The sequence below is a fragment of the Massilia pseudoviolaceinigra genome (genome assembly GCF_030846505.1).
GTDB classification, from domain to species: Bacteria; Pseudomonadota; Gammaproteobacteria; order Burkholderiales; family Burkholderiaceae_D; genus Telluria_A; species Telluria_A violaceinigra.
In genome coordinates, this window is the sequence record NZ_JAVCWL010000016.1 from 86121 (window position 1) to 112546 (window position 26426).

The 26426-nt window shown below is 63.8% G+C and carries 23 protein-coding genes; 9 read left to right on the plus strand and 14 right to left on the minus strand.

What is annotated here, in order from left to right:
* Positions 1 to 191 precede the first annotated feature (191 nt).
* The 4 genes from RBA40_RS17100 to RBA40_RS17115 all read left to right on the plus strand — a co-directional run bounded on the left by RBA40_RS17100 (position 192) and on the right by RBA40_RS17115 (position 3391).
* Positions 192 to 395, plus strand: coding sequence for a hypothetical protein (locus RBA40_RS17100; RefSeq protein WP_306648990.1), 204 nt, complete (start codon positions 192 to 194; stop codon positions 393 to 395).
* 348 nt (positions 396 to 743) lie between these two features.
* Positions 744 to 1439, plus strand: coding sequence for a hypothetical protein (locus tag RBA40_RS17105; RefSeq protein ID WP_306648991.1), 696 nt, complete (start codon positions 744 to 746; stop codon positions 1437 to 1439).
* Positions 1440 to 1489: 50 nt separating this feature from the next.
* Positions 1490 to 2434 (plus strand): hypothetical protein, encoded by a 945-nt coding sequence (locus RBA40_RS17110; RefSeq protein WP_306648992.1) that lies wholly within the window; start codon positions 1490 to 1492, stop codon positions 2432 to 2434.
* Positions 2435 to 2440: 6 nt separating this feature from the next.
* On the plus strand, positions 2441 to 3391 hold the full coding sequence (locus RBA40_RS17115; RefSeq protein ID WP_306648993.1) for a hypothetical protein: 951 nt from the start codon (positions 2441 to 2443) through the stop codon (positions 3389 to 3391).
* A gap of 65 nt (positions 3392 to 3456) precedes the next feature.
* Here RBA40_RS17115 and RBA40_RS17120 read toward each other — a convergent pair whose 3' ends face one another.
* Both RBA40_RS17120 and RBA40_RS17125 read right to left on the minus strand, forming a co-directional pair.
* A complete protein-coding gene (locus tag RBA40_RS17120) occupies positions 3457 to 4074 on the minus strand; it encodes an NAD(P)-dependent oxidoreductase (protein WP_306648994.1) in 618 nt (205 codons plus the stop codon).
* Complete coding sequence (locus RBA40_RS17125) at positions 4071 to 4904, minus strand: inositol monophosphatase family protein (protein ID WP_306648995.1); 834 nt, start codon at positions 4902 to 4904, stop codon at positions 4071 to 4073. The genes RBA40_RS17120 and RBA40_RS17125 overlap by 4 nt, the downstream gene beginning before the upstream one ends.
* Positions 4905 to 4984: 80 nt before the next feature.
* Here RBA40_RS17125 and RBA40_RS17130 point away from each other — a divergent pair, with 80 nt between their 5' ends.
* The 3 genes from RBA40_RS17130 to RBA40_RS17140 all read left to right on the plus strand — a co-directional run bounded on the left by RBA40_RS17130 (position 4985) and on the right by RBA40_RS17140 (position 8517).
* Positions 4985 to 5617, plus strand: a complete 633-nt coding sequence (locus RBA40_RS17130) for a TetR/AcrR family transcriptional regulator (RefSeq protein ID WP_306648996.1) — start codon at positions 4985 to 4987, stop codon at positions 5615 to 5617.
* A 341-nt stretch (positions 5618 to 5958) separates the two neighbouring features.
* On the plus strand, positions 5959 to 7941 hold the full coding sequence (locus RBA40_RS17135; RefSeq protein WP_306648997.1) for a PKD domain-containing protein: 1983 nt from the start codon (positions 5959 to 5961) through the stop codon (positions 7939 to 7941).
* A 330-nt stretch (positions 7942 to 8271) separates the two neighbouring features.
* Positions 8272 to 8517 (plus strand): type II toxin-antitoxin system Phd/YefM family antitoxin, encoded by a 246-nt coding sequence (locus tag RBA40_RS17140; RefSeq protein ID WP_306648998.1) that lies wholly within the window; start codon positions 8272 to 8274, stop codon positions 8515 to 8517.
* A gap of 238 nt (positions 8518 to 8755) precedes the next feature.
* Here RBA40_RS17140 and RBA40_RS17145 read toward each other — a convergent pair whose 3' ends face one another.
* The 4 genes from RBA40_RS17145 to kbl are packed head-to-tail and all read right to left on the minus strand — an operon-like array spanning position 8756 to position 13063.
* Positions 8756 to 9409 carry an SMI1/KNR4 family protein gene (locus tag RBA40_RS17145; protein WP_306648999.1) on the minus strand — a complete coding sequence of 218 codons (654 nt, stop codon included), beginning with the start codon at positions 9407 to 9409 and terminating at the stop codon, positions 8756 to 8758.
* A 6-nt stretch (positions 9410 to 9415) separates the two neighbouring features.
* Complete coding sequence (locus RBA40_RS17150; RefSeq protein WP_306649000.1) at positions 9416 to 10813, minus strand: L-serine ammonia-lyase; 1398 nt, start codon at positions 10811 to 10813, stop codon at positions 9416 to 9418.
* A gap of 48 nt (positions 10814 to 10861) precedes the next feature.
* Positions 10862 to 11824 (minus strand): NAD-dependent epimerase/dehydratase family protein, encoded by a 963-nt coding sequence (locus RBA40_RS17155; protein ID WP_306649001.1) that lies wholly within the window; start codon positions 11822 to 11824, stop codon positions 10862 to 10864.
* A gap of 18 nt (positions 11825 to 11842) precedes the next feature.
* Entirely contained in the window at positions 11843 to 13063 is a 1221-nt protein-coding gene (gene kbl / locus RBA40_RS17160) for a glycine C-acetyltransferase (protein ID WP_306649002.1), read from the minus strand.
* 214 nt (positions 13064 to 13277) lie between these two features.
* Between kbl and RBA40_RS17165 the strand changes: the two genes are divergently transcribed.
* The gene (locus tag RBA40_RS17165; protein WP_099882727.1) at positions 13278 to 13853 is read left to right on the plus strand and encodes a helix-turn-helix domain-containing protein; all 576 of its coding nucleotides are present in this window, start codon (positions 13278 to 13280) and stop codon (positions 13851 to 13853) included.
* A 337-nt stretch (positions 13854 to 14190) separates the two neighbouring features.
* Here RBA40_RS17165 and RBA40_RS17170 read toward each other — a convergent pair whose 3' ends face one another.
* Positions 14191 to 14907, minus strand: a complete 717-nt coding sequence (locus RBA40_RS17170) for a hypothetical protein (protein WP_306649003.1) — start codon at positions 14905 to 14907, stop codon at positions 14191 to 14193.
* 288 nt (positions 14908 to 15195) lie between these two features.
* Between RBA40_RS17170 and RBA40_RS17175 the strand changes: the two genes are divergently transcribed.
* On the plus strand, positions 15196 to 15624 hold the full coding sequence (locus RBA40_RS17175; RefSeq protein WP_306649004.1) for a hypothetical protein: 429 nt from the start codon (positions 15196 to 15198) through the stop codon (positions 15622 to 15624).
* Here the strand turns inward: RBA40_RS17175 and RBA40_RS17180 are convergent.
* The 7 genes from RBA40_RS17180 to RBA40_RS17210 all read right to left on the minus strand — a co-directional run bounded on the left by RBA40_RS17180 (position 15615) and on the right by RBA40_RS17210 (position 26413).
* Positions 15615 to 16586, minus strand: a complete 972-nt coding sequence (locus RBA40_RS17180) for a hypothetical protein (RefSeq protein ID WP_306649005.1) — start codon at positions 16584 to 16586, stop codon at positions 15615 to 15617. The genes RBA40_RS17175 and RBA40_RS17180 overlap by 10 nt on opposite strands.
* Positions 16587 to 16757: 171 nt before the next feature.
* Complete coding sequence (locus RBA40_RS17185; RefSeq protein ID WP_374710508.1) at positions 16758 to 18932, minus strand: prolyl oligopeptidase family serine peptidase; 2175 nt, start codon at positions 18930 to 18932, stop codon at positions 16758 to 16760.
* A gap of 98 nt (positions 18933 to 19030) precedes the next feature.
* A complete protein-coding gene (locus tag RBA40_RS17190) occupies positions 19031 to 21442 on the minus strand; it encodes a putative bifunctional diguanylate cyclase/phosphodiesterase (protein WP_306649007.1) in 2412 nt (803 codons plus the stop codon).
* Between the two features lie 4 nt (positions 21443 to 21446).
* Entirely contained in the window at positions 21447 to 22091 is a 645-nt protein-coding gene (locus tag RBA40_RS17195) for a methylamine utilization protein (RefSeq protein ID WP_306649008.1), read from the minus strand.
* A gap of 239 nt (positions 22092 to 22330) precedes the next feature.
* Complete coding sequence (locus RBA40_RS17200; RefSeq protein WP_306649009.1) at positions 22331 to 23716, minus strand: tetratricopeptide repeat protein; 1386 nt, start codon at positions 23714 to 23716, stop codon at positions 22331 to 22333.
* Positions 23717 to 23947: 231 nt separating this feature from the next.
* A complete protein-coding gene (locus RBA40_RS17205) occupies positions 23948 to 25963 on the minus strand; it encodes a TonB-dependent receptor (RefSeq protein WP_306649010.1) in 2016 nt (671 codons plus the stop codon).
* 93 nt (positions 25964 to 26056) lie between these two features.
* Positions 26057 to 26413, minus strand: a complete 357-nt coding sequence (locus RBA40_RS17210) for a hypothetical protein (protein WP_306649011.1) — start codon at positions 26411 to 26413, stop codon at positions 26057 to 26059.
* Between the last annotated feature and the right edge of the window lie 13 nt (positions 26414 to 26426).

Sequence of the window (26426 nt, forward strand, 5' to 3'; positions counted from 1 at the left end):
CCGGACAAACCACGGGCGAATGTCACCGGCGATTCGACAAGCGCCGACAAGCCGGGCCGTGCCATTTTCGTGGACTGCGCGCGCGGCAGGCGCTGAGCTGGCGTTTGCGGCATGAATCCGAGGGACAACTCGGTCTCGCGGTATGCCGCGTTCGACCCGGTAGCGAGCGAGGCTCTGCCGGCTCGCCGGACATGTCGGCCCAGCAAGGTCGCGACGGCGGCAGTTTCAATGTACGCCAACAACATTTCCCAATCGGCCCGCACAATGCCGCCGCGTTGCGCAGTGGCAAATCAATGGCGGCGCGGGCTGGTGCGCTCAGCTATTTTCCCAGAAAAAATAAAAGAAGGCTGCAAATGGCGGTCCGCTCGTTCTGTGGGAAATCTGCGCAATGGTAGTTAAAATATTTCAGATATATCAGCATTCGATTGCTGGCATTCGATTGACTGTTCAATATATCCCCCGACATGAATATACCCGGAATACTTCCAAACAATATCTTCTAAGCATTTTGCGCCAATCACAGCAATAATATTTATCCGTGTTTGTGGCATATACGTCACGGTTGATGCGAATCGACGATAGACGAAGAAAAAAGCGGATAGTACGATGGTTACAAATAGATTCAGATAGCGGCTGATGACATAAGAATGCACAGTAATCTTGGTCACTTATCCGCACCAACGCCTTTTCGCCCTGCCATATTCTCTCAATAACGCAAACAATTGATCAAAGGAGATATTCCCATGGAACGATACCGACTGTACGCAACCGGCCTGATGCTGGCACTGGGCCTGACCGCACATGCAAGTGCGCAAACGCATTCCGAAACGGCATTAACCAAAGAAAGACAAGCACAGATACAAGCCCAGGACGCCTTATCGGTGCAAGTTGCCCCAATTAAATCCCAAGCCGATTTAATTCAGTACATGAAGATGGTACCGCCGCAATCGAATGCGCTGTACCTGCTGTCGCCAACGGCGAGAGAACGCTTTGTGTCCAGTCTCACCTTCAACCAGCACGGACTTTCCGGTTTCAGTTATGCCGATCTGCAGCGCGAGCTGTCGCCGGCCAAAATCGCCCGGGTGCTGCGCCTGTTCGGATCGGAAAGCTCGGTCAGCACCATTCAGACCCAAGGGGGAACGACAGCCAGGCCAGAGCGCTGGGAGAGTGCAAACGGGGAATGCCGGGGCTTCCTCGACCCCGCATGGGGCACGTGCGATCAGCCGCTTCCCGGTGGTGGTGGCCTGCCGGGCAACTTGCCGGGAGGCGGTGGCGGCGGTGGTGGCGGTCGTGGCGGCGGCGCTGGGCCATCGGACCCTGTCGGACAGGAACCTCAACCGAAACCCATGCCCAATGGAGACTACTGGAATTACCGGTGCACATGGGGCGGCGGCGGATGCGCACACCAGACCAACAGTATCTGTAAAGCAAAATGTTGATCCGCCGACGTCAGTCCCACGGGGAACAGAATTTCATGGATGAGGCCACGATGAACCCAACACGCACACGGTGCAAGCTCCTGGCGGGTGCGGCGCTTTTACTGATCTCTACATACTCCTCAGCAACGTCGGATGCGCAGGCTCGTCTTGAAAGATATTACGAGGCCTCCGCATCGGTTGCGCAGAGTGACATGCCGGAACGACGCAAGGCAGCGATGATCGATGCAATCTTTTCCAGCAGCTTCAAGGAGATTGGCGGGTCGATTCCGGATGAGGATCTGCTTCCCGTGTTTCAGGCAACGCTTTCCACGCTGTTTTATACGGTTGATAAAAATAAACTGCCGCCGATGGACAAGATTTTTCGCCGCATGGTGACGTTGAAAATTGCCAAATCCGCGGATTATGAAAACATGTTGCAGGCCTATCTTGCGGTTCGCGATTTTCAAGGCGCAAATGCTTTTCTATCGCGCCACCACAAACGTGCGGAGGAACGGCGTATCATATCCATCGATCCTTTGCCGTTATCCGCGAAACAACGTACCGAATGGCAAGTAGGAGAAGCACGGCGCCTGATCCGGCGTCCTGTCAACATGCCACCTGGGACATTCCTTGTCATACTCGCCTCGCCGCACTGCCACTTTGCGACCGATGCCGTACTGGCGATGGAAAACGACACTGCGCTGCGTCCGTTATTGAAAAACCGCATCAAACTGTTGGCCATTCAGGACTTGAGTTTTGATTATGACGCGTTTATTGCCTGGAACCGCTCGCATCCGTCCTTGCCCTATGCGCTCATCCATAGCCGCAGCGAATGGCCGGAGGTATCGAGTATCACGCTCCCGACCTTCGCTTTCTATCGGGATGGAAAGCTGTTGAAAGAGTTTTCCCGATGGCCGGAGGGTGGCAATATGGAACAGATTTACAGTGGGTTTGGAATAAGCTATCCGACTGTGGCAATCGGTGGCAGGCGCCAGAATTCTTCACATAGCGAGTGATGTACGATGAAAAAGCCGGTGCAACAATGTCAGCGTGCAGAAGAACGGCCGGTGCCGGCGACAACCATCACCGCAGCCGCTATTCTGGGCGCGGTGGCGCTGATATCGGCATCCTTCTGGATGGCCCGCGACAAGCCCGCTGCGCCGGTGCCGGCACGCAGCAACATGGCGGCACCTGCGGCCGCTGGCACGACAACGGCGCATGCCACGTCCGCCGTCGCCGCGACGCAAGCGGTGGCAGGCGACGTTTGCCTGCCACCCTTGCGCGCGTCCGCAGGTCCATCGCCCGATGAACTGGTACGGAATACCATCCGTGCCGTTCTTGCTAGAAACATGGATGTGTTGGCGCTGGCCGGGCTGTCCCAGCGCGGCGATGAAGGCGCCGCACTGGCGCTGTTTCAGCAGGTAAGGCCGTGTGCGAACACGACGCGCTATCTCGACAGCATGGAGTTTTCGATCGACGACGTCCGTTTCGTTGGCGCGGCCGGGTGCCGACGGCTTCCCGCCAGGCTGCTTGCCAACCCCATCAACATTCTCATCCCGGCGGCCGATGCGGGGTCGACTGCCGCGAAGTTATTGGTATCGAAAAACGCGCCGACGGTCGCCGCCGTGAAGCAGGCGGTCGGCGGTGCGTCGGCGAACGACATCGCCGACCTCCTGGCGATCGCCGAACGCTACGGCAAGGATGCGGCCAGCGCCGGATCGGCCAGCGCGGCGGCGTGGCTTGCGCAAGCCTATTTGAACGGAAGCTTTGGCAGCAAGCGCGAGCAGGCTGCGTACGCGATCACGTATGAAATGAACCAGTCACTGCAGGGCGAAGAGAACCGGTCCCGACTGCGCTATCTGTACGGCCGGATGTCCGGCACCGACCTGACCGGCGTGCGCTCCATGCTCGACCGCTGCCGCGCCCGCAAGGAAGCGGAAGCGTCGTCGGTGCTGATTTCACCGTTCCGGTAGCGGCTCGCTGGAACAGAGGTGTCGCATGGAAACGCGGTGCCCTGCTCTTTCGCGAACGCGCCTGGCTACCGCGACACCACAACCGCCTGCCCGATGTAGTTGCCTTCACCTGCCTCGCGCAGCATGAAGGCGGCAAGGTCGGCGCGGGACAGCCTGCCCGTGACGCCTGGTTGGAGTGCCGTCCCGGCGCGATAGCTGCCGCTTCGTTCGCCATTCGTCAGTATTGGCGGCCGCACCAGGGTCCAGTCGAGTTCACTGTCGCGCACCAGCGCTTCCATGCCGTCCTTGTCGCGCATCTTCGCGGCGATTATCTTGCGGATAAAGCGGATGAACAGGGAGGCATTGCGCGTTTCCGACGCGCCGTACGCGCTTAATGCCACAAGGCGCTGCACGCCAGCCGTGTTCATCGCTTGCACAATGCTGCGTGCGCCCTCGGTACAGATGGCGCACGCTTCGCCCTTGCGCGCGCCGAGCACACTGATGACGGCATCGGCGCCCTGCACCACGCCGCCGACGATGGCCGGTTGCGCGAAGGTGCCGACAACGATCCGCAGGCGCGGATGCGCGATCGGCAGGCCGTCCGCACTGCGCACCAGCGCCCGGACCTGGTGGCCCGCGTCCAGGGCCTGCTCAACCAGGTGGCGCCCGGTGGCACCCGTCGCGCCGAAAATCGCCAGGTTCATGCCGCAGCTTCCAGCGACGCCAGGACGGCCAGCGCCTGCGCTGTCAGCGCAGGTGCGCCGGCCAGGAAGCCGCCGCTGTCCGTGTTCCACGGCGCGCCGACCAGATCGCTTACGCGGCCGCCCGCTTCGGCAACCAGCAAGGCGCCGGCCAGCAGGCCGGAGCGCACCTGGCTGGCTTGCCAGAACAGATCCTGATGGCCCGCCGCGACGCGGATCAGCTGCAATGTCGACGGCACCGACACCTGCACCACCAGCGCCGCCTCCAGCATCGCGGCGACCGAGCGTCCGATGTGCAGGTAGGCAGCGGTCCCTTCGTTCGGCGCAGCCTGGCCGGTACCAACCATGGCCGTGCGCAAATCGGATTTCGACGAGGCATTCAGGCGCGTTCCGTTGAGCCACGCACCGCCCCCGCTCAGCGCGGTATAGGTGGCGCCGCTGAGCGGCAGATGGATCGCACACAGCACGGGCACGTTATCGCGCACCAGCGTCGCCGTGACGCCCCAGTCCGGCAAGCCGTGGATATGGTTGATGGCCCCTTCCACCGGATCGCACACCCACCACTCTCCCGGCGGCAAGGCGCCACGGCCCTCCTCGTCGTCGTCCCAGCGGGCATGAGGGCGGGCGCGCGACAGGGCTTCGCGCAGGATCGTCATCGATATGACGTCATTGGCCGTGATCGCTGCTGCGATTTCCGGCATGCTCCGCGGCCGCGCGGCAGGGTCGAAACGCGACTTGACGGCCTGGCCGGCGGCCTGCACTGCGGCGACGGTCTGCAGCAGCAGCGCCTGGTCGCCGGCGGTCGGGATGGAACTGGATTCGGGATGGTTCATGCGTGGCGCTTCCTTGGTTGCGTCAGGCGGCTCGATATTGCGCTTGACTTGACCCGGAAATGATATGAGCATGCTGTCGCATGAACAACTCGCAATCGAAGAAGGCGGTCGTGCGCCGGCTGGCGCCAAGGAAGACGCCATCCCAGCCCCGTTCCGCCCATACCGTCGGTGCCATCCTGGAAGGGGCAGCTCACATTCTTGAGCTGCATGGACTTGAAGGATATACAACAAATGCCATCGCCGCCCGCGCCGGCGTGAGCATCGGTTCGCTCTACCAGTATTTCCCGACCAAGGATGCGGTGACGATCGCGCTGATCGAACGCGAATCGCTGGAGCTGGTGCGCGAGGCGAGCGAAGCGTTGCAGGGAAAGGAGCACCGGCGCGCGCTGCGCGAGCTGGTCGAGACAGGCGTCCGCTACCAGCTGCGCCGGCCGCAGCTGGCCAAATTGCTCGATACGGAACAGGGGCGGCTGGCGTCGCTGATGCCGGATACCGCCCACGCTGCGGCGATGCGTGCCGCGCTGGCCAGATTTCTTGCCACCTACCCGGGCCTGGATGCGGCGCGCGCCGAGCGGACGGCGTCCGACCTGATGGCGCTCATCAGCGCGCTGACGGATGCAGCCGGACGGGTAGAGACGGAAGTGTCGCCATCCCTGGCCGATCCGATCGAAGGGGCTGTGCTCGGGTACCTGAACGCGGTGTGCGGCACCTGAGTCGACGCGATTGAAGCGCGGCGGCGCTCACACCGTCACAGCAAGCGGGCGAAAAACGACGCAGGTTTCTGACAACAGCCGGACCTCATGCGCCGCTGAAGCAAGATCGCCTTGCGCCGCCCTCTTTTTGTTGCGCGCGCCCATCATGCGCAGTCTCTATTTCCTCCAACCCTCTTGCGCCCGGCGGCGTCGCGACGCGCCGACTGTCGCGCTCTCAAGCCATCGATTGACCTGAGCCAGTAACGGGCGCGGCGCTTTACCTAAGGTGAAGTCAGGGACACCCGGTCGCATGCGTCAGGCGACCTGGTTGACCTGACGCACTCACTTAGCCGGAGAAAGACATGAGAACGAAAATGAGAATAGGCCAACGCGGGCAAGGCTGGACGCGTTGGGTCCTGTGTTCGCTTGCCGCACTGGCAGCATGGGGCGGCAGTCCACCTTCAGCCGCGTCGCAAGACACGGCCTACGCGGCCACCACCACGGCGCCGCCGGCCAGGACGATCTATCGCATCGTGCATCTTTCCCCAAGCGCCAACGGCCCTTTGGATATCAACGGCAAAGGACAGGTTGCGTTCACCGAGGACGTCGGGAACGACCGGACCATGGCACGGTTCTACGACGGGACGACCTTCAGCAATCTCGGGACGCTCGGCGGTGCGGGCTCCTACGTGAATGGGCTCAATGATTTCGGACAGATCATCGGCGGTTCGAACTTCAATCCGGCAAGTACCGATACGCACGCCTACCGTTGGACCGCGCAAACGGGCATGGTGACCTTGCACAGCCCCCCGTTCAGTTTCGCCACGTCGGCCGCGTTCGATATCAATAGCCGCGGACAGGTTGTCGGCTACCTCCCCTTCTCCGGCCCCGTATTGGAGCGCCTGCATGCGACGCGATGGAGCGCGGAGAATGTACCGCTCGACCTGGGCACCTTGAACGGACCGTCGCTCGCGATGGCGATTAACGAGGCCGGGCAGGTCGCGGGAAACACCCGAAATGCCGCTGGCAGCGGCCTCGCATTCAGGTGGACCGAAGCGGGTGGGATGGCCGGACTGGGGACGCTCGGGGGTGCGGATTCGGACTCGGTCGCCATTAACGGCGCCGGCCACGTGGCCGGCCACGCGGCGACAGCGCAGGGACTGACCCATGCATTCCTGTGGACGCCGGAGAAAGGCATGCGCGATCTCGGCCCGCAGCGCGCCGATGCCGACGCCTTTACGATCGCCATGAATGATAGCGACACGGTCGTCGGCGGCATTCGCATCGTCGACGGCCCTTTCCGTGCCTTTGCCTGGACCAGGCCGGGCGGCATGAAAGAGCTGGGCACATTCGGCGGCCGTAACTCCAATGCTTACGACATCAATCAGGCCGGCCAGGTTGTCGGAACAGCTGAAGCGCGCGATGGCGGCGGCCGCGCGTTTGTATGGACCAACGCCGGGGGCCTGGTCGACCTGAACACGCGCATTGCGCTCGCGCCGCCGGGCTTCTTGCTGACGGCTGCCCGCGCCATCTCCGACAACGGCGCAATTGTCGCCGATTCGAATGCCGGGCTGGTCCTGCTGGTGCCCAAAGCCGCCACCCATGTTGCCCCCACGGTCGGTCCGATCCAGCTGCGCGGCGCAGCGCGGGTCAACAGGCCCCTGCCGGTGTTCGCCAGCTTCAAGGACGCCGACCTGGGCGACACCCACAGGGCCACCTGGTCATGGGGTGATGGCAGCAAGGACGAGGCGGGCACCGTCGTCGAAAAGAACGGCACCGGCGTCGTAAGCGGCAAGCACACGTACCGCGCGACAGGCGTCTACACGCTGAAGCTCACCGTCACCGACAGCAGCGCAAAGAGCGCGACCGTCCAGCGCACCGTGGTCGTACGCGGACCGGGCGCCTACATCAGCGGCGAAGGCGGGTTCTTCTCCCCACCCGGGGCCGTCACGTCCAGCAGGAACCACTCCGGGCGCGCAACATTCGCGTTCTTCTCCGAATACCAGAACGACGGACGCCGGGCGCAGGGCAAGGCACTACTGCGTTTCAGCACCGCCCATCTCAAGTTCGAGAGTACCCGCTTCGATTCGGTGGTGGTGAAAGGGGCGAGGATCGAATACCGTGGCGGCGGCACGGTGAATGGCGCCGGTAACTACCAGTTCACGCTCACGGCGGTGGCCGGCCCGAACCCGGCAGATGGCAAACACCGCCTGCACATCCGGATCTGGCATCTGGATGCGATGACGAACCGGGAGGTCGTCGATTACGACAACCAGGGCCGGTCGGACGCGGCAAGCGGCAGCCAGGGTGTGCTTGTTGACGATGGCGTGCTCAGGATCGAATAGGCTTGGCAAGCTGGCACTGGTTGCCGGGTGCTGCCTGCGGGAGCGTCGTCGATCGCGGCGAAATAGTCCGATGCCTCCCACTGATATGCCGTTGCCCGCTCCGTGGCCTGTCTGGCCCCGCCGGTCATCCAGTCTACGAGCGAGGAATGGCGGCACGCGAACCTATCGTGGTGCCGGAAATTACTTGACCACGGCAGTCCGCCCCTGGCAGCCGATTTCGGCGCCCGAGAGATCCTGATTGCCGGCTGCGACGCGGATCAGTTGCAGCGCGCGGCTTGCAAGCTAGCGTAACTTCGCTAAACTGGCTGAACCGACAAGAAAGAGTTTTGAATGAAAACGGTCAACATTCATAACGCAAAGACACATCTGTCCACTTTAGTGGAAGAGGCTGCGAAGGGGGAAAGCTTTATTATTTCGATGGCCGGGAAACCGATGGTCAAAGTCATGGCACTCGATGCGCAGGCTACCGGTCCGGTCAGGCGATTGGGTTTTATGACGGGGCACGTGAATATCCCAGAGGATTTCGACACAATGGGAAAAAATGAGATCGAATCCATGTTTGAAGACGGCAAGTGAAACTGCTGCTGGACACGCATTTACTGTTGTGGGCCGCCTGGAAACCCGCGCAGTTACGCGCAACTGCCCGTTCGCTGGTTGACAATTGACCGGATGCTGCTTGCTCAAGCGACGGTCGAGGGGATAGTTTTGCTGACTGCCGATTCGGTACTCGCTCAATATCCTGGGCCAGTGCGAAAAGTCTGATTACGGTACAGGCTGATCAAGGGACAGTCATCACGACGCCCTTCGGATGAATCTATTCTTCCCAGCGCGCAACCACGTCGAACGAAACAGGGTCGGCATTGCTGACTTGGGCACACAGCGCCTCCTCCTCGTCCTGGCTGATCCACGACAGCACCATCTCCGGACGCGCCCGGTAGCCCAGCTTGTAGGGCCGCTCCATCAGCGGCTTGGCCAGGCAGGCGCGCAGCACATCCTGAAGCGCGGGTTCGAGCAGATCGATCACCCGGGCGACGTCGGCCCGCACATAGCCTTCCGGATCGTCGCCGGCCCCCTCGTCGAGTTCCGTCAGGTTGGCGAACGCGGCCACGTACTGTCCCGCGACGAAGCGGTCGAAGCTGCTGAAATGCAGGTGCGAGGCCCCTGAATCGTGCCACACCATGCACACGCCCTCTTCCCCGCTGTGCAAGCGCACCAGACAGTACGCATCGCCCGCGCCGGAGCGGGCAAACGGCAGAAACACATTGCCTTTCTGCTTGACGGGATTGAGCCACTCGCCGATCACCTCGCCGGCCCGCTGCGCCGACAGCCAGTGAAAATCATAAATCGCCAGCAAGGCCATCTGCTCTGGATCGTCGCGGTTCGCCCGGCCCGACTCGATCAGAGCGCGCAGAGCCGGCGGCAAGGCAATGCCGGTCGACGCGGCCAGCGCATCGAAGGAGTCGCTCATGCGCCCTTAGCAGGCCGCGTGGTTGACCGTCACCACGTGAATCGCCAGCCCGCCGAGCGAGGTTTCCTTGTACTTGTCCTGCATGTCGGCACCAGTCTGGCGCATGGTTTCGATCACGTCGTCCAGGCTGACGAAGTGCGTGCCGTCGCCGCGCAGCGCCAGCGAGGCCGCGGTGATCGCCTTGATCGCGCCCATGCCGTTACGCTCGATGCACGGAATCTGCACCAGCCCGCCGATCGGATCGCACGTCATGCCCAGGTGGTGTTCGATGCCGATTTCGGCCGCGTTCTCGATCTGCTCATTGGTGCCGCCCAGCGCCGCCACCAGTCCTGCCGCGGCCATGGCGCAGGCCACGCCCACTTCGCCCTGGCAGCCGATTTCGGCGCCCGAGATCGAGGCGTTCTTCTTGCACAGCATGCCGATGGCGGCCGAGGTGAGCATGAAGTCGCGTACTCCGCGCACGGGATCGCTCGGACGGCAATCCTCGGCGTAGTAGCGCAGCACCGCCGGAATGATGCCGGCCGCGCCGTTGGTCGGCGCCGTCACCACGCGCCCGCCGGCGGCGTTTTCTTCGTTGACCGCCATCGCGTACAGGCTGACCAGGTGCAGCGCGTCGTGCGGCAGGTCGTTGGCGCGGTTGTCGCCATTGAGCGCATCCTGCGCCTGCTTCCACAGGTTGGCCGCGCGGCGCTTGACGTTCAGGCCACCAGGCAGCTGCCCGCCGGTCACCAGGCCATGCGCGATACAGTCGCGCATCACGTGCCAGATCTTGTCGATGCCGGCGTCGAGCGCCGCGCCGTCCATGCGCGCGAGTTCGTTCGCGCGCAGCATTTGCGGGATCGTCAGGCCGCTGCTGCGGCCGTGCGCCAGCAACTGGTCCATCGTGTCGAAACTGTAGGGAATCGGCGCGGTGCTCTCGCCATTGCTCTGGCGCGCCTGCGATTCGCCGGCGGCGTGAATGAAGCCGCCGCCGACCGAGTAGAAAATCCGTTCGATGACGCTGCCGTCATCGAGCTTGAGCGTGAAGCGCATACCGTTCGGGTGTTCGGGCAGCGAAGAGCTCTTGTGCCAAATTAGGCCGGTGCGGGCCGAAAACGGCACTTCGTGGGTGCCCAGCAGCTTGATCACGCCATCGAGTTCGGCTTCGGCCAGCATGTCTTCGACACGCTCGGGGTCCACGCCCTGCGGCGTTTCGCCCATCAGGCCGAGGATGACCGCCTTGTCGGTCGCGTGGCCCACGCCGGTCAGGGCCAGCGAGCCATACAGCGCCGCTTCCACGCCCACCGCCCGATCCAGCGGACCGCATTCGACCAGGAAGCGCCGCGCCGCCACCATCGGCCCCACGGTGTGGGAACTCGACGGCCCGATGCCGATCTTGAATAGGTCGAATACGCTCATGTCCATCAGTTGCCTCTTTTATGTTTTTTATGTGGTGTGTGTCGGTGAAACGAATCAGGCAGCCTTGGTGAGGCTGACGTCGATATTGGCCAGCATGTCGGCCACCAGCTGGTCGAGGCCTACCTGCGCCTTCCAGCCCCAGTCGGCCGTGGCCACGCTGTCGTCCAGGCTTTGCGGCCAGCTGGCGGCAATCGCCTGACGGCTGTCCGGCTTGTAGCTGATCTCGAAGGCCGGCAAGGCGCGCCGGATTGCTGCCGCCAGTTCGCCCGGATTGAACGATACGCCGGCCACATTATAGGCAGAACGCACTGCGATTTGTCTAGATGGGGCATCCATCAATTCGATGGTGGCACGGATTGCGTCGGGCATGTAGATCATCGGCAGCGTGGCGTCCGGGCCGAGGAAGCATTCGTAGCGTTCGCCGCGCAGGGCCGCGTGGAAGATCGCGATCGCGTAGTCGGTGGTGCCGCCGCCCGGAGGCGACTTGTAGCTGATGATTCCGGGATAGCGGATGCTGCGCACGTCCACGCCGTACTTGGTGAAGTAGTACTCGCACAGGCGCTCGCCGGCGAGTTTACTGATGCCGTAGATGGTGGTCGGGTCCATCACCGTGTATTGCGGCGTGGCCTGGGGTGGCGTGTTCGGGCCGAAGGCGGCGATCGACGATGGCCAGAACACGCGCAGCGGCTTGCCAGCTTCGCCGCGTTCGCGCGCCACTTCCAGGATGTTGAGCAGGCCATCCATGTTCAGGGTCCACGCCTTGAGCGGGGCCTGCTCGCCGGTGGCCGACAGCAGCGCGGCCAGCTGGTAGACCTGGGTGATGCCTTCGTCGGCCACCAGGGCCGTCAGGCGCGCTTTATCGAGCACGTCGAGCTGGGTGTAGCGCGCCGCCTTGTACACGTTGTTCGCGCCGATGTCCGAGGCAATGACGTTGCCGGCGCCATGCTGCTGCGCCAGCGCGCCGACCAGTTCACTGCCAATCTGGCCGTTCGCGCCGATAATGAGAATGCGTTCCATGTGCTTGATTCCGATTTATTAGTGTTCTTGATTCTTGAGAATGCCCAGCTCGCGCCCGGCCTGTTCGAATGCTTTCAATACCGTGTCGAGCTGCTCGCGCGTGTGCGCGGCCGACAGCTGCACCCTCACCCGCGCCTGCCCCATCGGCACCACCGGGTAGAAGAAGCCGCTCAGCAGCACGCCCAGTTCGTACATGCGCGCCGCGAAGCGCTGCGCCACGGGCGCTTCGAACAGCATCACCGGCACCACCGGGTGCGTGCCCGGCTTGATGGTGAAGCCGATGCGCTCGATCTGCTTGCGGAAGTAGGCGGTGTTTTCGTGCAGGCGGTCGCGCAGTTCGGTCGACTTCGAAATCCGTTCCAGCACCGACAGCGAGGCGCCGGCGATCGATGGCGCCAGCGTGTTCGAGAACAGATAAGGACGCGATTTCTGGCGCAGCGTGTCGATCACTTCCTTGCGCGCGGCGGTAAAGCCGCCCATCGCGCCGCCCAGGGCCTTGCCCAGGGTACCGGTGATGATATCGATGCGGCCCATGACGTTGTGGTGTTCATGCGTGCCGCGCCCGGTCTTGCCCATGAAGCCGGAGGCATGGCATTCGTCGATCATCACCAGCGCGCCGTACTTGTCGGCCAGGTCGCAGATCTTGTCCAGCTGGGCGATGGTGCCGTCCATCGAGAATACGCCGTCGGTGACGATGACCTTGTGGCGCTTGCCGGCGGCAATCGCCGCCTGCAGCTGCACTTCGAGGTCGGCCATGTCGTTGTGCTGGTAGCGATAGCGGCCCGCCTTGCACAGGCGGATGCCGTCGATGATCGAGGCGTGATTGAGCGCGTCGGAGATGATGGCGTCGTTCTCGTCGAACAGCGGCTCGAACACGCCGCCGTTGGCGTCGAAAGCGGCCGCGTACAAAATCGTGTCTTCCGTGCCCAGGAACTGCGAGATCGCTTTTTCGAGTTCCTTGTGCACGGTCTGGGTGCCGCAGATGAAGCGCACCGACGACAGGCCGTAGCCGTACTTTTCGGTGGCGTCGATCGACGCCTGCTGCGTTTGCAGGTCGCCCGACAGGCCGAGGTAATTGTTGGCGCACATATTGATCAGCGTGCGGCCATCGTCGGCCACCACTTCGGCGCCCTGGCGCGACGCCAGCACGCGTTCGGGCTTGTACAGGCCCTGTTCGCGCAGCGTGTCCAGGTTTTGCTGCAGGCCGCTGAAAAACGCACTCTTCGCTTGCTCGCTCATCATTATTCCTCGTCATGTGGTTGCCGGCTTGACCGACTGTTAAACTATGCTGTACCGTGCTCCGGAGCGCACGACTTCAACCGCATCGTGAAATTCCGTTATGTCGAACACAAATTCAATATAATGGATACTACCCAAGCCGAGTGAACTTGGCAAGCCTCGGTTTGCTTATATGTATGGAAATTTTTTGTTTGAACACTGTTGCGAAAACCCGATGAAACCACCTGTATCGACCAATTCTCCACCTGAAGTAGGCGCCACCCTGCAGCGTTTGCGGCTGGCGCGCGGCCTGACCCTGGAGGACTTGTCCCGGATCGCCGGCGTGTCGAAATCCATGTTATCGCAAATCGAAAGGGAGAAGGCGAACCCCACGATTGCGATCACGTGGCGTTTGGCTAACGCCCTGGGCGTGGCCATCGGCGAGCTGCTGTCGGCCGAAACGCGCCCGGTCGAGACCATCCGCGTGCTCGACGCCCACGAAACGCCGACCCTGCCCGGCACCCACGCCGGCTACGTGCTGCGCATCCTGGGACCGATGGATCTTGCTGGAAAGTACGAGTGGTATGAGCTGACCCTGGCGCCGGGCGGCGAACTGGCGTCGCAGGCCCACGATCCGGGCACCAGCGAGCATATGACGGTGCTGCACGGCACGATGGAACTGGAAGTGGGCAGCGACAAGAAGAAAATCAAGCTGGGCGGCACGGCGCGTTATCCGGCCGACCAGAATCACGTGATCCGCAACGCCGGCAAGACCGAGGCCAAGGCCTTGCTGGTGGTGGTGCACCGCTGACAAACTCTTCATGTCCGCGCAGGCGGGATTCCGGGATTCAATTGCCGCCTGCGCGGGCTGCACCGACAGGCCCAAGCTGCGGAAATGCTGGTTGCTCACCTGATACGTGCCTTCGATCACGACGCCGATGACGAAATCGGCACAGCTGCCCACATCTGTTGTTATTTTGAAACTCCCTACCGGCAATAGCGCCCCGGCAGTCAAGACTCCCCCCCGAACGGGCTTTGAAATGAGCCGCAAAGGCGGGGTGTTGTCGGGAAAGCATATGCGCTTGACGAGCTCGCTATCGCCGCTCATCACCCGACAGCGATGCCGGCGTTCAACATTTTCCTTGAAATCAGTACCTTGCAGCGATCATGCGCGCGAGGACCAGCGCCGCCAGCGTGGCCAGCAGGTGCTTGAGCGTGTGGCCGCTGACCGCGTGGATAGCGCTCAGGATGGCGCCGTCGGCCAGCTCGGACAGCTTGGCCAGCACGTACAGGCCGATGGCGGCACCAAAAGCGCGCCGCTGGACATGCGGGGCGCCAGTCTGCCATTGCAGGACCGGAATCAGCACCAGCGGCGCCAGCTGGAGCAGCAGATAGGGGCCGAGATTGCCGGTGGCTGACCACCAGAACACGCTGGCCACGCCAAGTGCGCACAGCGCGGCCAGGGTCGGCAGCGGCGCAAAGCGCGCGGGGAAAGCGTCCTGCAGCGCGGCGGCGAGCAGCGACACGCAGGCCAGCGCGATCGGCAGGCGGTCCCAGATCAGGCGTGTATCGTCCGGGGCCAGGTGGTACCAGGAGGAACCGAAGGCGGTCAGCAGGATCGCGGCGAAGAACATGGTATGGGCCAGCCGCGTGGGGCGCACGCGCAGGAGGCCGTAAAGACCGATGATGAGGAAGCCGAGGTTCGACAAGACGTCGGCTGCGTTGGCCAGCCCCGAGAGCGAACGCTCGTCGGCAAAGGCATGGTATCCGGCCGGTTGCAGGATCGGACCGGCCAGCAGCATGGCGGCGGCCAGGAAGGCGGCAAGGTACAGGGCGATGTTAGGTCGGGCGTGGGCGAGCTGCATGACGGTCCTTGGCAGTGGAGAGGAGCTCACTGTGACGCGTCCGGCGCGGGAGCGGGAAAGGACGACGGAAAGTACCGCCGGGCAGGACATCTGGTGGCGGATTCCAATACGTGGCCGCCCGCAGTAATTGACGCAGCTTCAGTACGGCGTCCGCCAAGCTTGTTTTTTTAAGCCGCTTTTTATCGATCACAAATACTGGAGGTCTGCCTACCGTTGGCCAATTCAAGGAGAAACGCCATGAACGTCACGCCAGCTATCAGCCCCGCCGAGAACCAGACAGGCAATTAGTTGGTGGTTGTCAACGGGGATGGCTTCTACAATTCGGTCAACCAGAAAGTCGGCGCCCGGATTCGCGGGGACGACGAGTGGTTCGACGACACGCTCTTCAGTATTGGCGGCAGCGGCATCGAGCGTGTCCGGGTGGACGGCAGCTTCTCGCTGTCGAACACAGTGTACGCCGGCCAGTTGAACGAAGACTGGGGCCAGGATGAGGTGTTTGCCCTGGTCAGCGTGGAAGGACTGAGTGGCTCGCTCCGAAGCAACACGATCAAACGCGACTTCCAAACGCCCCCAACGCCACCGGATGGGGCACACGCCTCATCCGTGTTGGGTTCCAGAAATGCGACTTCATCCACTTCGCAAGCAGTTCACGGGCCTTGGCAGGCTGCACCGGCGTCATTCAATGTCGCCAGCGACCGTGCTTGTTGTTACGGTTGAAACCGCATGATAAATTCGCTCGCATCCTTGGAAAGCAATAACAGGTCGGAGCGCCCGCTGCGCACCGACTCCATCGATGCTTCGCATCGTTGGCGGGTCAATGGGGCGCTGGCCATGGCCGCCACATCGCGTCTGGTGACGAAATCGAGAGCGTTCTGGAGCTGGGTTGCCGTTTCGAGATGCTGGCGTTCGCCATATGCCTCGCGCATTGTGGTGGCCGTCAGCAACGCTAACTTATCAAGGATTTCCTTGTTGCGCCCTTCCCAACTTGCTCGTGCTTCAGCAATGCCTGGGGCGAGATCGGGCATCTGCGACTGGCAGTGATCCAGTATCGCGTTCATTCGCACCCTTTGCCGGAGGACAGTTCCTTGCGACACCGCCAATTGCGTGAGGCGCTGCCCCACCGGATTGGCCAGTTCCGACGCGGACTTTATGTGCACCGATGCGAGGAACAAGGTGACCGGTTTTGATGCGGGCCGTTCGCCGCTTTCGATGGCGACGATATGCAGCAAAGAAGACTTGCCCACGATCATTCTGCCCGAAAACCTGGCCCTGCCTCCACCCGGCGCCAGTTTCTTCATTCCGGAATAACTGGCTACCGCGCCGAGTTCGGTTTGTTGGATGGATGTCGTCGCTTGCTCAAGCCGGCTCGCTTGCACGTGTTGCTCAGCCAGCGACCGAAGACCGGCAACCGATTGCGCCTGGTCGGCAATCGCACCGCACTCCGCGCGTACAAAGACAGCACGAGGGCTGTCCGGTTCGCTCTCGGCGAACAACCCTTGCGAACCGTATTCCCCCTTGAGTTCGACGCGCACAGGGCTGCGCACGATAAATTCGCACAGTGGTGAAGAAACCGCTTCGCCGGCGGGAATCGTCGGGAGTGCAAGCGGCGTTGTCGCATTGGCCGCGCCACAAAAAAACAGGGAGGCGACAAACACGCAGGCGTTCTTAAGAATGGTCATAGGCAGGTCGGGGCGGCGACGCAATCGCTGCCAGAGCAGCGGTCCGGATAAATGCGGCTGTTTTCATAATACGCGTCCAACCAGCGATATGGCAAGACTGACCGGCTGAGCTGACCGCGTCCCTTGAGCGGATCCCCTCGGCGCCAGCGGCACGGCGAGGGGGTCACAGGTTTACTGCGCCGCCACCTTGGCCGGCTCGTTCATGCGCAAGGCCCGGCTGAGGAAGCCCCAGCGGTCGGCCACTTCCTCGATCATCTTGGTGGTCGGCTTGCCGGCGCCATGGCCCGCCTTCACATCGATGCGGATCAGGATCGGCGCCGCGCCTGCCTGCGCTGCCTGCGCCGCCGCCGCGAACTTGAAGCTGTGCGCCGGCACCACGCGGTCGTCATGGTCGGCCGTGGTGATCATGGTCGCCGGATAGCACGATCCCGCCTTCAGGTTATGCAGGGGCGAGTACTTCACCAGCGCCTTGAATTCATCGGCGTTCTCGGACGAGCCGTAATCCGAGGTCCAGGCCCAGCCGATCGTGAATTTATGGAAGCGCAGCATATCGAGCACGCCCACTTGCGGAATCGCCGCGCCGAACAGTTCCGGACGCTGCGTCATCGCGGCACCGACCAGCAGGCCGCCGTTGCTGCCCCCGCCGATGGCCAGTTTGGCCGGCGAGGTGACCTTGTTCGCCACCAGCCACTCGGCCGCGCCGATGAAGTCGTCGAACACGTTCTGCTTATGCAGCTTGGTGCCCGCTTCGTGCCACGCTTCGCCGTACTCGCCGCCGCCGCGCAGGTTGGCCACCACGTACACGCCACCCATTTCCATCCATGCCAGATTGGCCGGCGAGAAGGTCGGGGTCAGCGAGACGTTGAAGCCGCCGTAGCCGTACAGGTAAGTCGGATTGCTGCCATCGAGCTTGATGCCCTTTTTCGAGACGATGAACATCGGCACCTTGGTGCCGTCGCGGCTCGTGTAGAACTGCTGGCGCGTCTCGAAGCCGCTCGGGTCGAAGTCCACGGTCGGCTTGCGGAACACCGTGCTCACGCCGGTTTTCATGTCGAGGCGGTAGATGGTGGTCGGGTTGGTGAAGCCGGTGAACGAGTAGAAGGTCTCGCTGTCGCCACGCTTGCCGTTAAAGCCCGAAACCGAGCCGATGCCCGGCAGCGCGATCTCGCGTACCAGCTTGCCCTTGCGGTCCATGACCTTGACCATGCTGCGCGCATCGGCCAGGTACTCGGCGATGATCTGGTTGTTGACCATCGAGGCGCCAACCAGGGTTTGCGCCGATTCGGGAATGATCTCTTTCCAGTGTTTCTCGGCCGGCTTGCGCGTGTCGATGGCGATCACGCGCGAACGGGTCGCCTTCTTGTCGGTGCTCAAGTAGAACACCGGGCCGTCGTTGTCGATGAAGTTGTAGGACGCCTCGAATTGATCGATCAGCGGCACCACTTTCGAGCCGGGCTTGGTCAGGTCCTTGTAGAAGATGCGGTATTTCGGCGCCGTGCCCTTGGTCGCGGTGATGACGAGGTATTTGCCATCGTTGCTGACCTGGCCGCCGAAGCCCCATTCCTTTTCGTCCGGACGGTCGTAGACCAGCGTGTCTTGGCTCTGCGGCGTGCCGATCTTGTGATAGTACAGCTTCTGGAAGTAGTTGATGCCGGCCAGCTTGGCCGCTTCTTCCGGTGCGTCGTAGCGGCTGTAGAAGAAGCCCTTGCCATCCTTGGTCCAGGAGGCGCCGGAGAACTTGACCCACTTCAGATGGTCGTCCAAGTCCTTGCCGGTGTCGATGTCGCGCACCTTCCACTCGTTCCAGTCGGAGCCCGATGCGGCTGTGCCGTAGGCGAGGTATTTGCCGTCCGGGCTCACCGCAGTGCCGGCCAGGGCCACGGTGCCGTCGGCGGCCAGGGTGTTCGGGTCGAGCAGCAGGCGCGGCTCGTCGCTCAGCGACTTCATCGTGAACAGCACCGACTGGTTCTGCAAGCCGTTATTGCGGCTGTAGAAATAGCGGCCGCTTTCCTTGTACGGCACGCTGTAGCGTTCGTAGTTCCAGAGCTTGGTCAGGCGCTCCTTGATGGCCGCGCGCTCGCCGATCTGGCCGAGGTAGGACTGGGTGACCTTGTTCTGGGCATCGACCCACTCCTTGGTCTCGGCGCTGTTGGCGTCTTCGAGCCAGCGGTACGGGTCGGCGATGCTGGTGCCGTGATACATATCCTGCTGCTCGACTTTCTTCGTGACCGGATAGGTCGCTGGCGCGCCGCCGGGAGCACAAGCCGGGGTCTGGACCTGGGCCACTGCTTGTCCGCCGAATGCGGCGAGCAGGCTGGCGACGAGGACTGCATGTCTCATTTGCATGGTTCTGTCTCTTGGTGGGATGGGCAACTTTGCCGGGGAAGATAATAGCGCGAAATCCGGGCCGTGGCGATGGCCGGCCGCGCATCACGGCGGTCGAATCAGGCCGAACCGACCGTATCCGAATACGGCAGGGCCGACCTGGCCGGCGGGGTCCAGGCGGCGATCCAGCCGACCAGCCTGTCGGCGGCGATCGGGCGGCTCATGAAGTAACCCTGGCCCTGGTCGCAGCCGAGCGCGGCCAGCAGGCGCCACACGGCTTCGCTCTCGATCCCCTCGGCCACCACGCGCAAACCCATGTTGTGACCCAGGTCGATGGTCGAACGCACGATCTTGGTATCGCCAATATCGTTTTCCATGTTCAGCACAAACGACTTGTCGATCTTGAGTTCATCGACCGGCAGGCGCTTGAGGTAAGCGAGTGACGAGTAGCCGGTGCCGAAATCATCGATCGACAAATCGACACCCATGGCGTGCAGGCGCTCGAGCGTCTGCTGGGCGCGCACCGGGTCGTCCATGATCGCGCTCTCGGTGATCTCGAGGCAGAACGAGCCTGCCGAGAGCTGGTGGCGCGTGAGGATGTCCTTGAACTTGGCCGGCAGGTCCTGGTCGAGCAGGTCGCGGGTGGACAGGTTGACCGAGATTTTCAGATGAATGCCCTGCTGCTGCAACTGGCTGCACAGCGCGGCCGACTGGTCCAGCACCCAGCGCGTGAGCACGCGGATAAAGCCGGTCTGCTCGGCGAACGGGATGAATTCGTCAGGGAACACGTTGCCGCGCTCCGGATGGGCCCAGCGCACCAGCGACTCCACGCCCACCACTTCGCCGGTATCGAGCCGGATCTTGGGCTGCACGTGCAGGCGGAATTCGTTGCGCTCGATGGCGTTGCGCAGTTCCGTGAGCAGGCTAAGGGACTTGGCGCTGGACTTGTCCATGGCCGCGTCGTAGGCCACGGCGCCGTCGTTGCGCTGCTTGGCGGCGTACATCGCCACTTCGGCCATCGACAGCAGCGACTCGGGATCGGCGCCGTTGATCGGAAAGGCGGCCATGCCGAGACCAGCGCCGATGTCGACCGTCTGGTCTTCCAGCGAGAGCGGCGCTTCGAGCGCGCGCAGGATGCTGGCGGCGACCTTGTGCGCATGGTCGATCGAGGACGCCGGCAGCAGCACCACGAATTCGTCGCCGCCCAGGCGCGCAAGGCAGGCTTGCGGCTGGGTCTCGCCGAGCAGCGCGCGCAGGCGTTCGGCCACTTTTTGCAGCAAGACGTCGCCGAAAGCGTGACCCATGACGTCGTTGACGTGCTTGAAGCGGTCCAGGTCCATCATCAGCACGAACACCACCTGCTCGCGCAGGCGCGCCTCGGCCAGCGCTTCGCCCAGCTGCAGCACGAACTGGGCGCGGTTGGGCAGGTCGGTCAGCGAATCCCAGTAAGCCAGGCGCCGGATTTCCTGTTCGCGCTTGGCGATCCCGTCGCGCATGCCGGCGAAGGCCTTGGCCAGGGCCCCGATTTCATCCTTGCGTTCGACGTCGATGCGGCCGTCGTAGTCGCCCAGTTCCATGCGCCGCGCAGTGCCGGCCAGGTGGCGCAGCGGCTGCGCGATGCGCATCGCCGTGATCACCGCCACCCCACAGGCGACCAGGGTGGCGACGATGGTGAGGATCATCAGGGTGCGCTGCAGGCCGGTGTATTCGGCGGTGGCGTCGTCGATCGAGCGCGCCAGCACGATGTCGGCGTGGCGTCCGCCGTCGAGGCCGAGCGGCAGCAGGCGCGCGCTGTAGCGGTTGCCGCCGGCGTCGAGATCGAACGGGCGCGCCAGGTTCCCGGGCAGCGCCTGCAGCGCGCGCGCCACGGCCGGCATGGCCGCGGCGGGCAGGGTCGACTCGAACGGCGTCCACGGCCCGTCCGGCTGGCGCGTGAAGATCGCCACTTCCAGCTGCGAGAGCTGGCGCATGTCGAGCACCAGCTGGCGGTCGAGGACGAAACCCATCACCACCCAGGCGATGGTGACCGGCGCCTTGACCGGCATGATCACCACCTGCACCGGCCGCTGGTCGACAATGGCGACGGCGCTGGCGCCATCGTTCTGTTCGGCCTGGTCGAGCAGGCCGAGGACCAGCTTTTCGAGCGAGCTGTTCTTGACGATGCCGTTTTCGACGGTGACGCGGCGCTCGCCGTCGATCAGCATGGTCATGTCGGCGCGCGCGCGGCGCCCGCTGTTGACCAGCGCCGAGGCGATGGTGGCGCGGTCATCCTCGTCGCCGTTGCCGATGGCTTGCACAAACGCGGTGTCGCGCGCCAGCACCTGAGCGCTGAAGCGCTGCTTCTGGGCGTTCTGCTCCATCAGCTTGCGGAAGACTTTTTCGCCGTTGACCAGTTCGGTGGCGATGCTCGAGCGGGCGTTGACATCGATGCCATGCTCGATCACCACCAGGCCGATGGCCTGCACCGCCACGATCAGCACCAGGAACAGGGTGACGATGCGCCCTTCCAGGCTGTTGAAACGCAGCATCATGCTATCAAGGCGCACTGGCGCCCGGCGAATCGGCGTGCGGCGCGGGCGGCTTCATGGTGAGCCTGACGCTGGCGGTGGTGGCGCCCTCGTCCGCCTTGACCGCGACGGCTTGCTCGACGGCGGCGCCGGCCATGTTGAAGTGCCAGGACGAGAGCGTGTATTTACCGGCCGCGGGCACGTCGATGCGGGCCACGCCGGCGGCGTCGGTCTTGGCGAAGAACGGGGTGTCGACCACCTGGATGTAAGCGAGCATGCGGTCGTGGATATTGCAGCCCAGCACGACGATGCCGGCCTTGTCGAACACCTGTGGCGTGGCCGCCACGCCGGAGTACAGTTTCTGGTCGAATTTCTTGGCGGGCGAGAAGGAATAGATGTGGTGCTTGACCTTGTCGTAGTTCGGGAACGACACCCGGCTGCCGGTCTGGATCACCGATACCAGCGGCAGGAAGCGCAGGCCGCGCTGCTCGATCTCGGCCGCCTCGAGCGTCTTCGGCACGGCCGCGCCGCCGTCCGGCTCGGCCGCCACGACTACGTCGGCCAGCGGCTTGCCGCTGCTGTCAATGACCCGCACCGCGATGGCGGTGGCGGCAGCGGCGGCGCTGGCGAGCGACATCCCGGCCAGGCTGATCAGACGAAGTAATGGTTTCATGGGTGCGCATCCAAGGTGGACAGAAATCCCGCTGACACGCGGGGCAGGTACAAGCCGTTCGGCGAGCCGTTCGGCGAGCCTGTCGGCGAATCTATTGTAGCGTCTGGAAGAAAGTTCCGAGCAGAACTTTCAACCGAGTCGGGCGACAAGCGGACCATGGGATTTCGCCGCGGCATCAACGGGCGCGGCGGCACGTTAATAGAATGAACACGATCCTGCCCGGACCGGGCGCGGGGCGCTTACGCCGCGCCGCGCACACCCTTGCCAAGGCCAGCGTGGGCGATCAGCCACAGGCGCGACTGGTCCACCGCCGAGCCGATCTCGGCCGGAGTGAGGCGGCGCGCCACGATGGCCTTGTTGGCGTTGGCCGTTTCGTCGCCGGCGTCGGCCGCGAGCAGCATCCACATGTAGGAGCGCACGGCGTCGCGCGCCACGCCGCGTCCGCTGTTGTACATACCGCCCAGGTTGTACTGGGCCAGCGCATGGCCCTGCTCGGCGGCCTGGGTGTACCAGTAGACGGCCATCGCATCATCCTGCGGCACGCCCTGGCCGTTGGCGTACATGACGCCGAGGTTGTTCTGGGCGCTGGCGTCGCCCTGCTCGGCCGCGGTGCGGTACCAGTGCGCGGCCTGGCTGTCGTCGCGCGGCACGCCCTGGCCGCTGGCATAGATCACGCCGAGATTGAACTGGGCGTTGGCCGCGCCCTGTTCGGCGGCGCGCCGGTACCACTCGAGCGCGCGGTATTCGTCGCGCGGGGTGCCGCGCCCGTTGGCATACATGCTGCCCAGATTGTATTGCGCCAGCACGTGGCCCTGTTCGGCCGCGCGCGCGTACCACTGCAGCGCGCGGTGTTCATCCTGCTCGGCGCCCTGGCCGTTGGCCAGCATTACGCCGAGGTTGAACTGGGCGTCGCGGTCGCCCTGTTCGGCCGCGCGCTGCAGCCAGGCCACGGCGCGCAAGGGATCGGCGCGCACGCCCACGCCGTCGGCATAGGCCACGCCCACGTGGCGCTGGGCCATCGGATTGCCCTGGGCCGCGGCCTGGCGGAACCAGCACAGCGCCTGTTCGTCGCTGGCCTCCACGCCCTGGCCGCGCTTGTACATCAGACCGAGGTTGAGCTGGGCCACGGCGTCGCTTTGGAGGGCCGCTTTGCGGAACCAGTTCATGGCCTGCTCATAGCTGACCGGCGCGCCCTGCCCGGCCAGGTAGCATTCGGCCAGCAGGGTCTGGGCGCTGGCCGAACCCTGCTCGGCGGCGCGCTGGAACCACGCCAGCGCCTGCTCGTGGTTCTGTTCGACGCCCCGCCCCTTGCGGTACATCAGCCCCAGGTTTTGCTGGGCCGACGCCTCGCCCTGTTCGGCCGCGCGGCGGAACCAGCGCGCGGCCTCGGCATCGCTGTGGGCGACGCCGCGGCCATGGTAATACATCGAACCGAGGTGATTCTGGGCAAATGCCAGCCCTTGCTGGGCCGCCAGCCGCAGCCAGGTGAAAGCGCTGTCGTAATCGCGCTCTTTTTTGCACATCAAGCCCAGGTTGAACTGGGCGTACGCATTGCCGCGTTCTGCAGCTTGGCGGAACCACATGTAGGTTTGATAGTTCTCGCGGGTGGTGTTCTGGCGGTCCATGCTTCATCCTCCGGCGCCAACGCCGTTGAAACTGCAGAATTATCGGGCTGCAACAGGCAATAAGCGACCTGAGAAGTATTGCTAAAATTTTAATAGGACAAGCGTGCCGGAGTTTGACTGGGAACAAGCGGACCCGCAGGTGGGCGCGTTAGGCAGCATGAAAAAACCCCGCTGAGATCGCTCTCGGCGGGGTTTGGTTTCGGCCTGAAACAAATTATGGCTTGTGCCTGCTTAAAATTTGGTGCGAACTCCGAACAGGAAATTTCGGCCGGGCAGTGGCGAGACCTCTTTTAATACCGAGGTCGACAGGCGGATGTCCTCGTTCAACAGATTGCGCGCGATCATGAACCAGGTCAGGTCGACGCTGCCGATATGCTGGGTATACGACAGATTGGCGCTGAGCTGGGTGTAAGCGGGGGTGGCGTTTTGCTCGAAACTGGCGAGCCGGTCCTGGCTTTGGGCGCGCACGACCGACATGCCGGCACGCACGGCGCCGCTGCGGTAGCCGACATCGGCACCGATGCGCGAGGCCGGTTGCAGCGGCAGGTTGCCGCCGTGATCGAGCTTGCCGCGCGAGGTGTCGGCAAAGGCGCGCAGGGACAGGCCCGCGCCGTGCTGGTTGTAGGTCACTTCCGCTTCGGCGCCGCGGATGCTGGCGTCGGCCTGCTGGTAAATGCGCTGCAGCAGTTCCTCGCCCGGATTGCCTTCCTCATCCACCATGGCGCCGCTGATATTGCCGTAGATGAAATCCTTGACCTTGTTCTGGAACACGTTGGCCTTCCAGCGCACCAGGCCCGACACTTTCTGCAGCGACAGCTCGATATTGCGCGAGGTTTCCTTTTTAAAGTCGGCGTTGCCGATATCGAAGGTCTGGGTGGCGTCGTGCGGGCCGCCCGAATACAGTTCCTCGGTGGCCGGCGCGCGCTGCGCCACCGACACCGTTGCACCGGTTGCGTAACCGGGCATGAACGGCCACAGCGCGCCCACCGAATACGAACCGAGGTCGAACTTGCGGTCCTGGTGGCCCAGCGGCTTGCGCTCGACCGATTCGACGCGCGCGCCGGCATTGACCCGCACGGGGCCGAATTCGCGTTCCTCGACCAGGAAGGCCGCCCGCGAAGTCGAATGCGTGACCGGCACCGTGTCCGGACCGCCTTCGGCGCTCAGGGCGCTGAAGTGGGCGTTCTCGGTCTGCATGCCCAGGGTGCCGTGCCAGCCGGCCAGCGGCGCATGGGTCAGCTCGGCGCGGGTTTCCAGCGCGCGGTTCTTGAACAGCACTTCCGGATGGTTGTCGTCGTCCAGTTCGGCATGGTCGTAATCGGTATAGCCGAACTTGATCCTGATGTTCTCGACGCCCGCAAACGGCATCTTGAACAGGGAATCGGCGTCGTAGCGGATCTGCGACTGGTCGATCTGCGAGCCTTCCAGGCTGGGGATGCCGTAGCGGTTGTTGAGCGTGGCCACCGACACGCCGGCATGGCCCCAGTCGCCGATGACCGAGGCGCCGGCGCCGAGCGTATCCTGGCGCGTGAACGATTGCGGCAAGCGGCCCGAGGCCGAGCTTGGGTCGCCCGGCACGCGGTTGCCGGGAATCTTGTAGTCGTCGGCGCGGCGGATATTGCCATCGATGTGCAGGCCGATCTTGCCGACCGCGCCATCGAGCGCGCCCGAAGCGCTGCGGCCGCGGTCCACCGTGCCGTAGCGGGTCTCGAACTGGCCGGCCGGCTTGGCTTCGAGCGCGGTCGGGATGCGTTCGTTGACCACGTTGACCAGGCCGCCGATGGCGCCCGAGCCGTACAACAAGGCGGCCGGGCCGCGCAGGATTTCGATCTGGCGCGCCACGGCGCCGTCGGCCGACACCGCATGGTCATTCGACAGGCCGGACACGTCGGCCACCGCCATGCCGTTTTCCAGCATCTTCACGCGCGAGCCTTCCAGCCCGCGGATGATGGGGCGCGAGGCGCCGGCGCCGAAGCCCGATGCGGACACGCCCAGTTCCTGCGACAGCGTTTCGCCGAGCGAAGAGCCGAGCTTGTCGCGCAGTTCGTCGCCGGACAGGATCTTGGCGGGCGCCAGAATCTGGTCGCCTTCGGACTTGCCGAAGGGATTGGCGGTGACGATCACCCTGGGCACGGCGGGATCGGCGGAGGCGGCGGCGGAGGCGGCGGCAACTTGCGCATTGGCGTGGTTCAGGGCGGACAGGGCGGACAGGATCGCGCTGGCAAGCAGCGTACGTTGGACATTCATGTAAAAAACCTCAGGCAAACAAAGAGTGACAGACAGGCGCACGCGGGCAGGCCGCGCGCGGCCTGGCGTATGCACAGAAACAGGGTATGGCTGTCAGGCCTGAGGTGGTCCGCGCGGTTCGAACGCGTTCAGCGTGCGTGCGCGCGCCGCCTGGGGGGAAATCGATGCGGCCGGCGCCAGGGCGGCGTCGGCGAAGATGAAACCGTGCGCATGGCTGGGCAGCGGTCCGGCCAGCTGGGCAAAGGCCAGACACTGGTCGCAGCTCTGGTCGCGGGCGATGGCGCGCGAGAGCGCACTGCCCTCCCCGTCAGGCTGCGCCTGCGCCGAGGCTTGCGCCTGGCCGCCGGCGGAAGCCGTGCTCCAGTGCGACATCACGTGCATGGTCGCCATCTGCTGCGACATCAGCAGCAGAAGCGACAACAGGATGCGAATGGAGAACTGGCGGGTCATGGTGCCAATATTG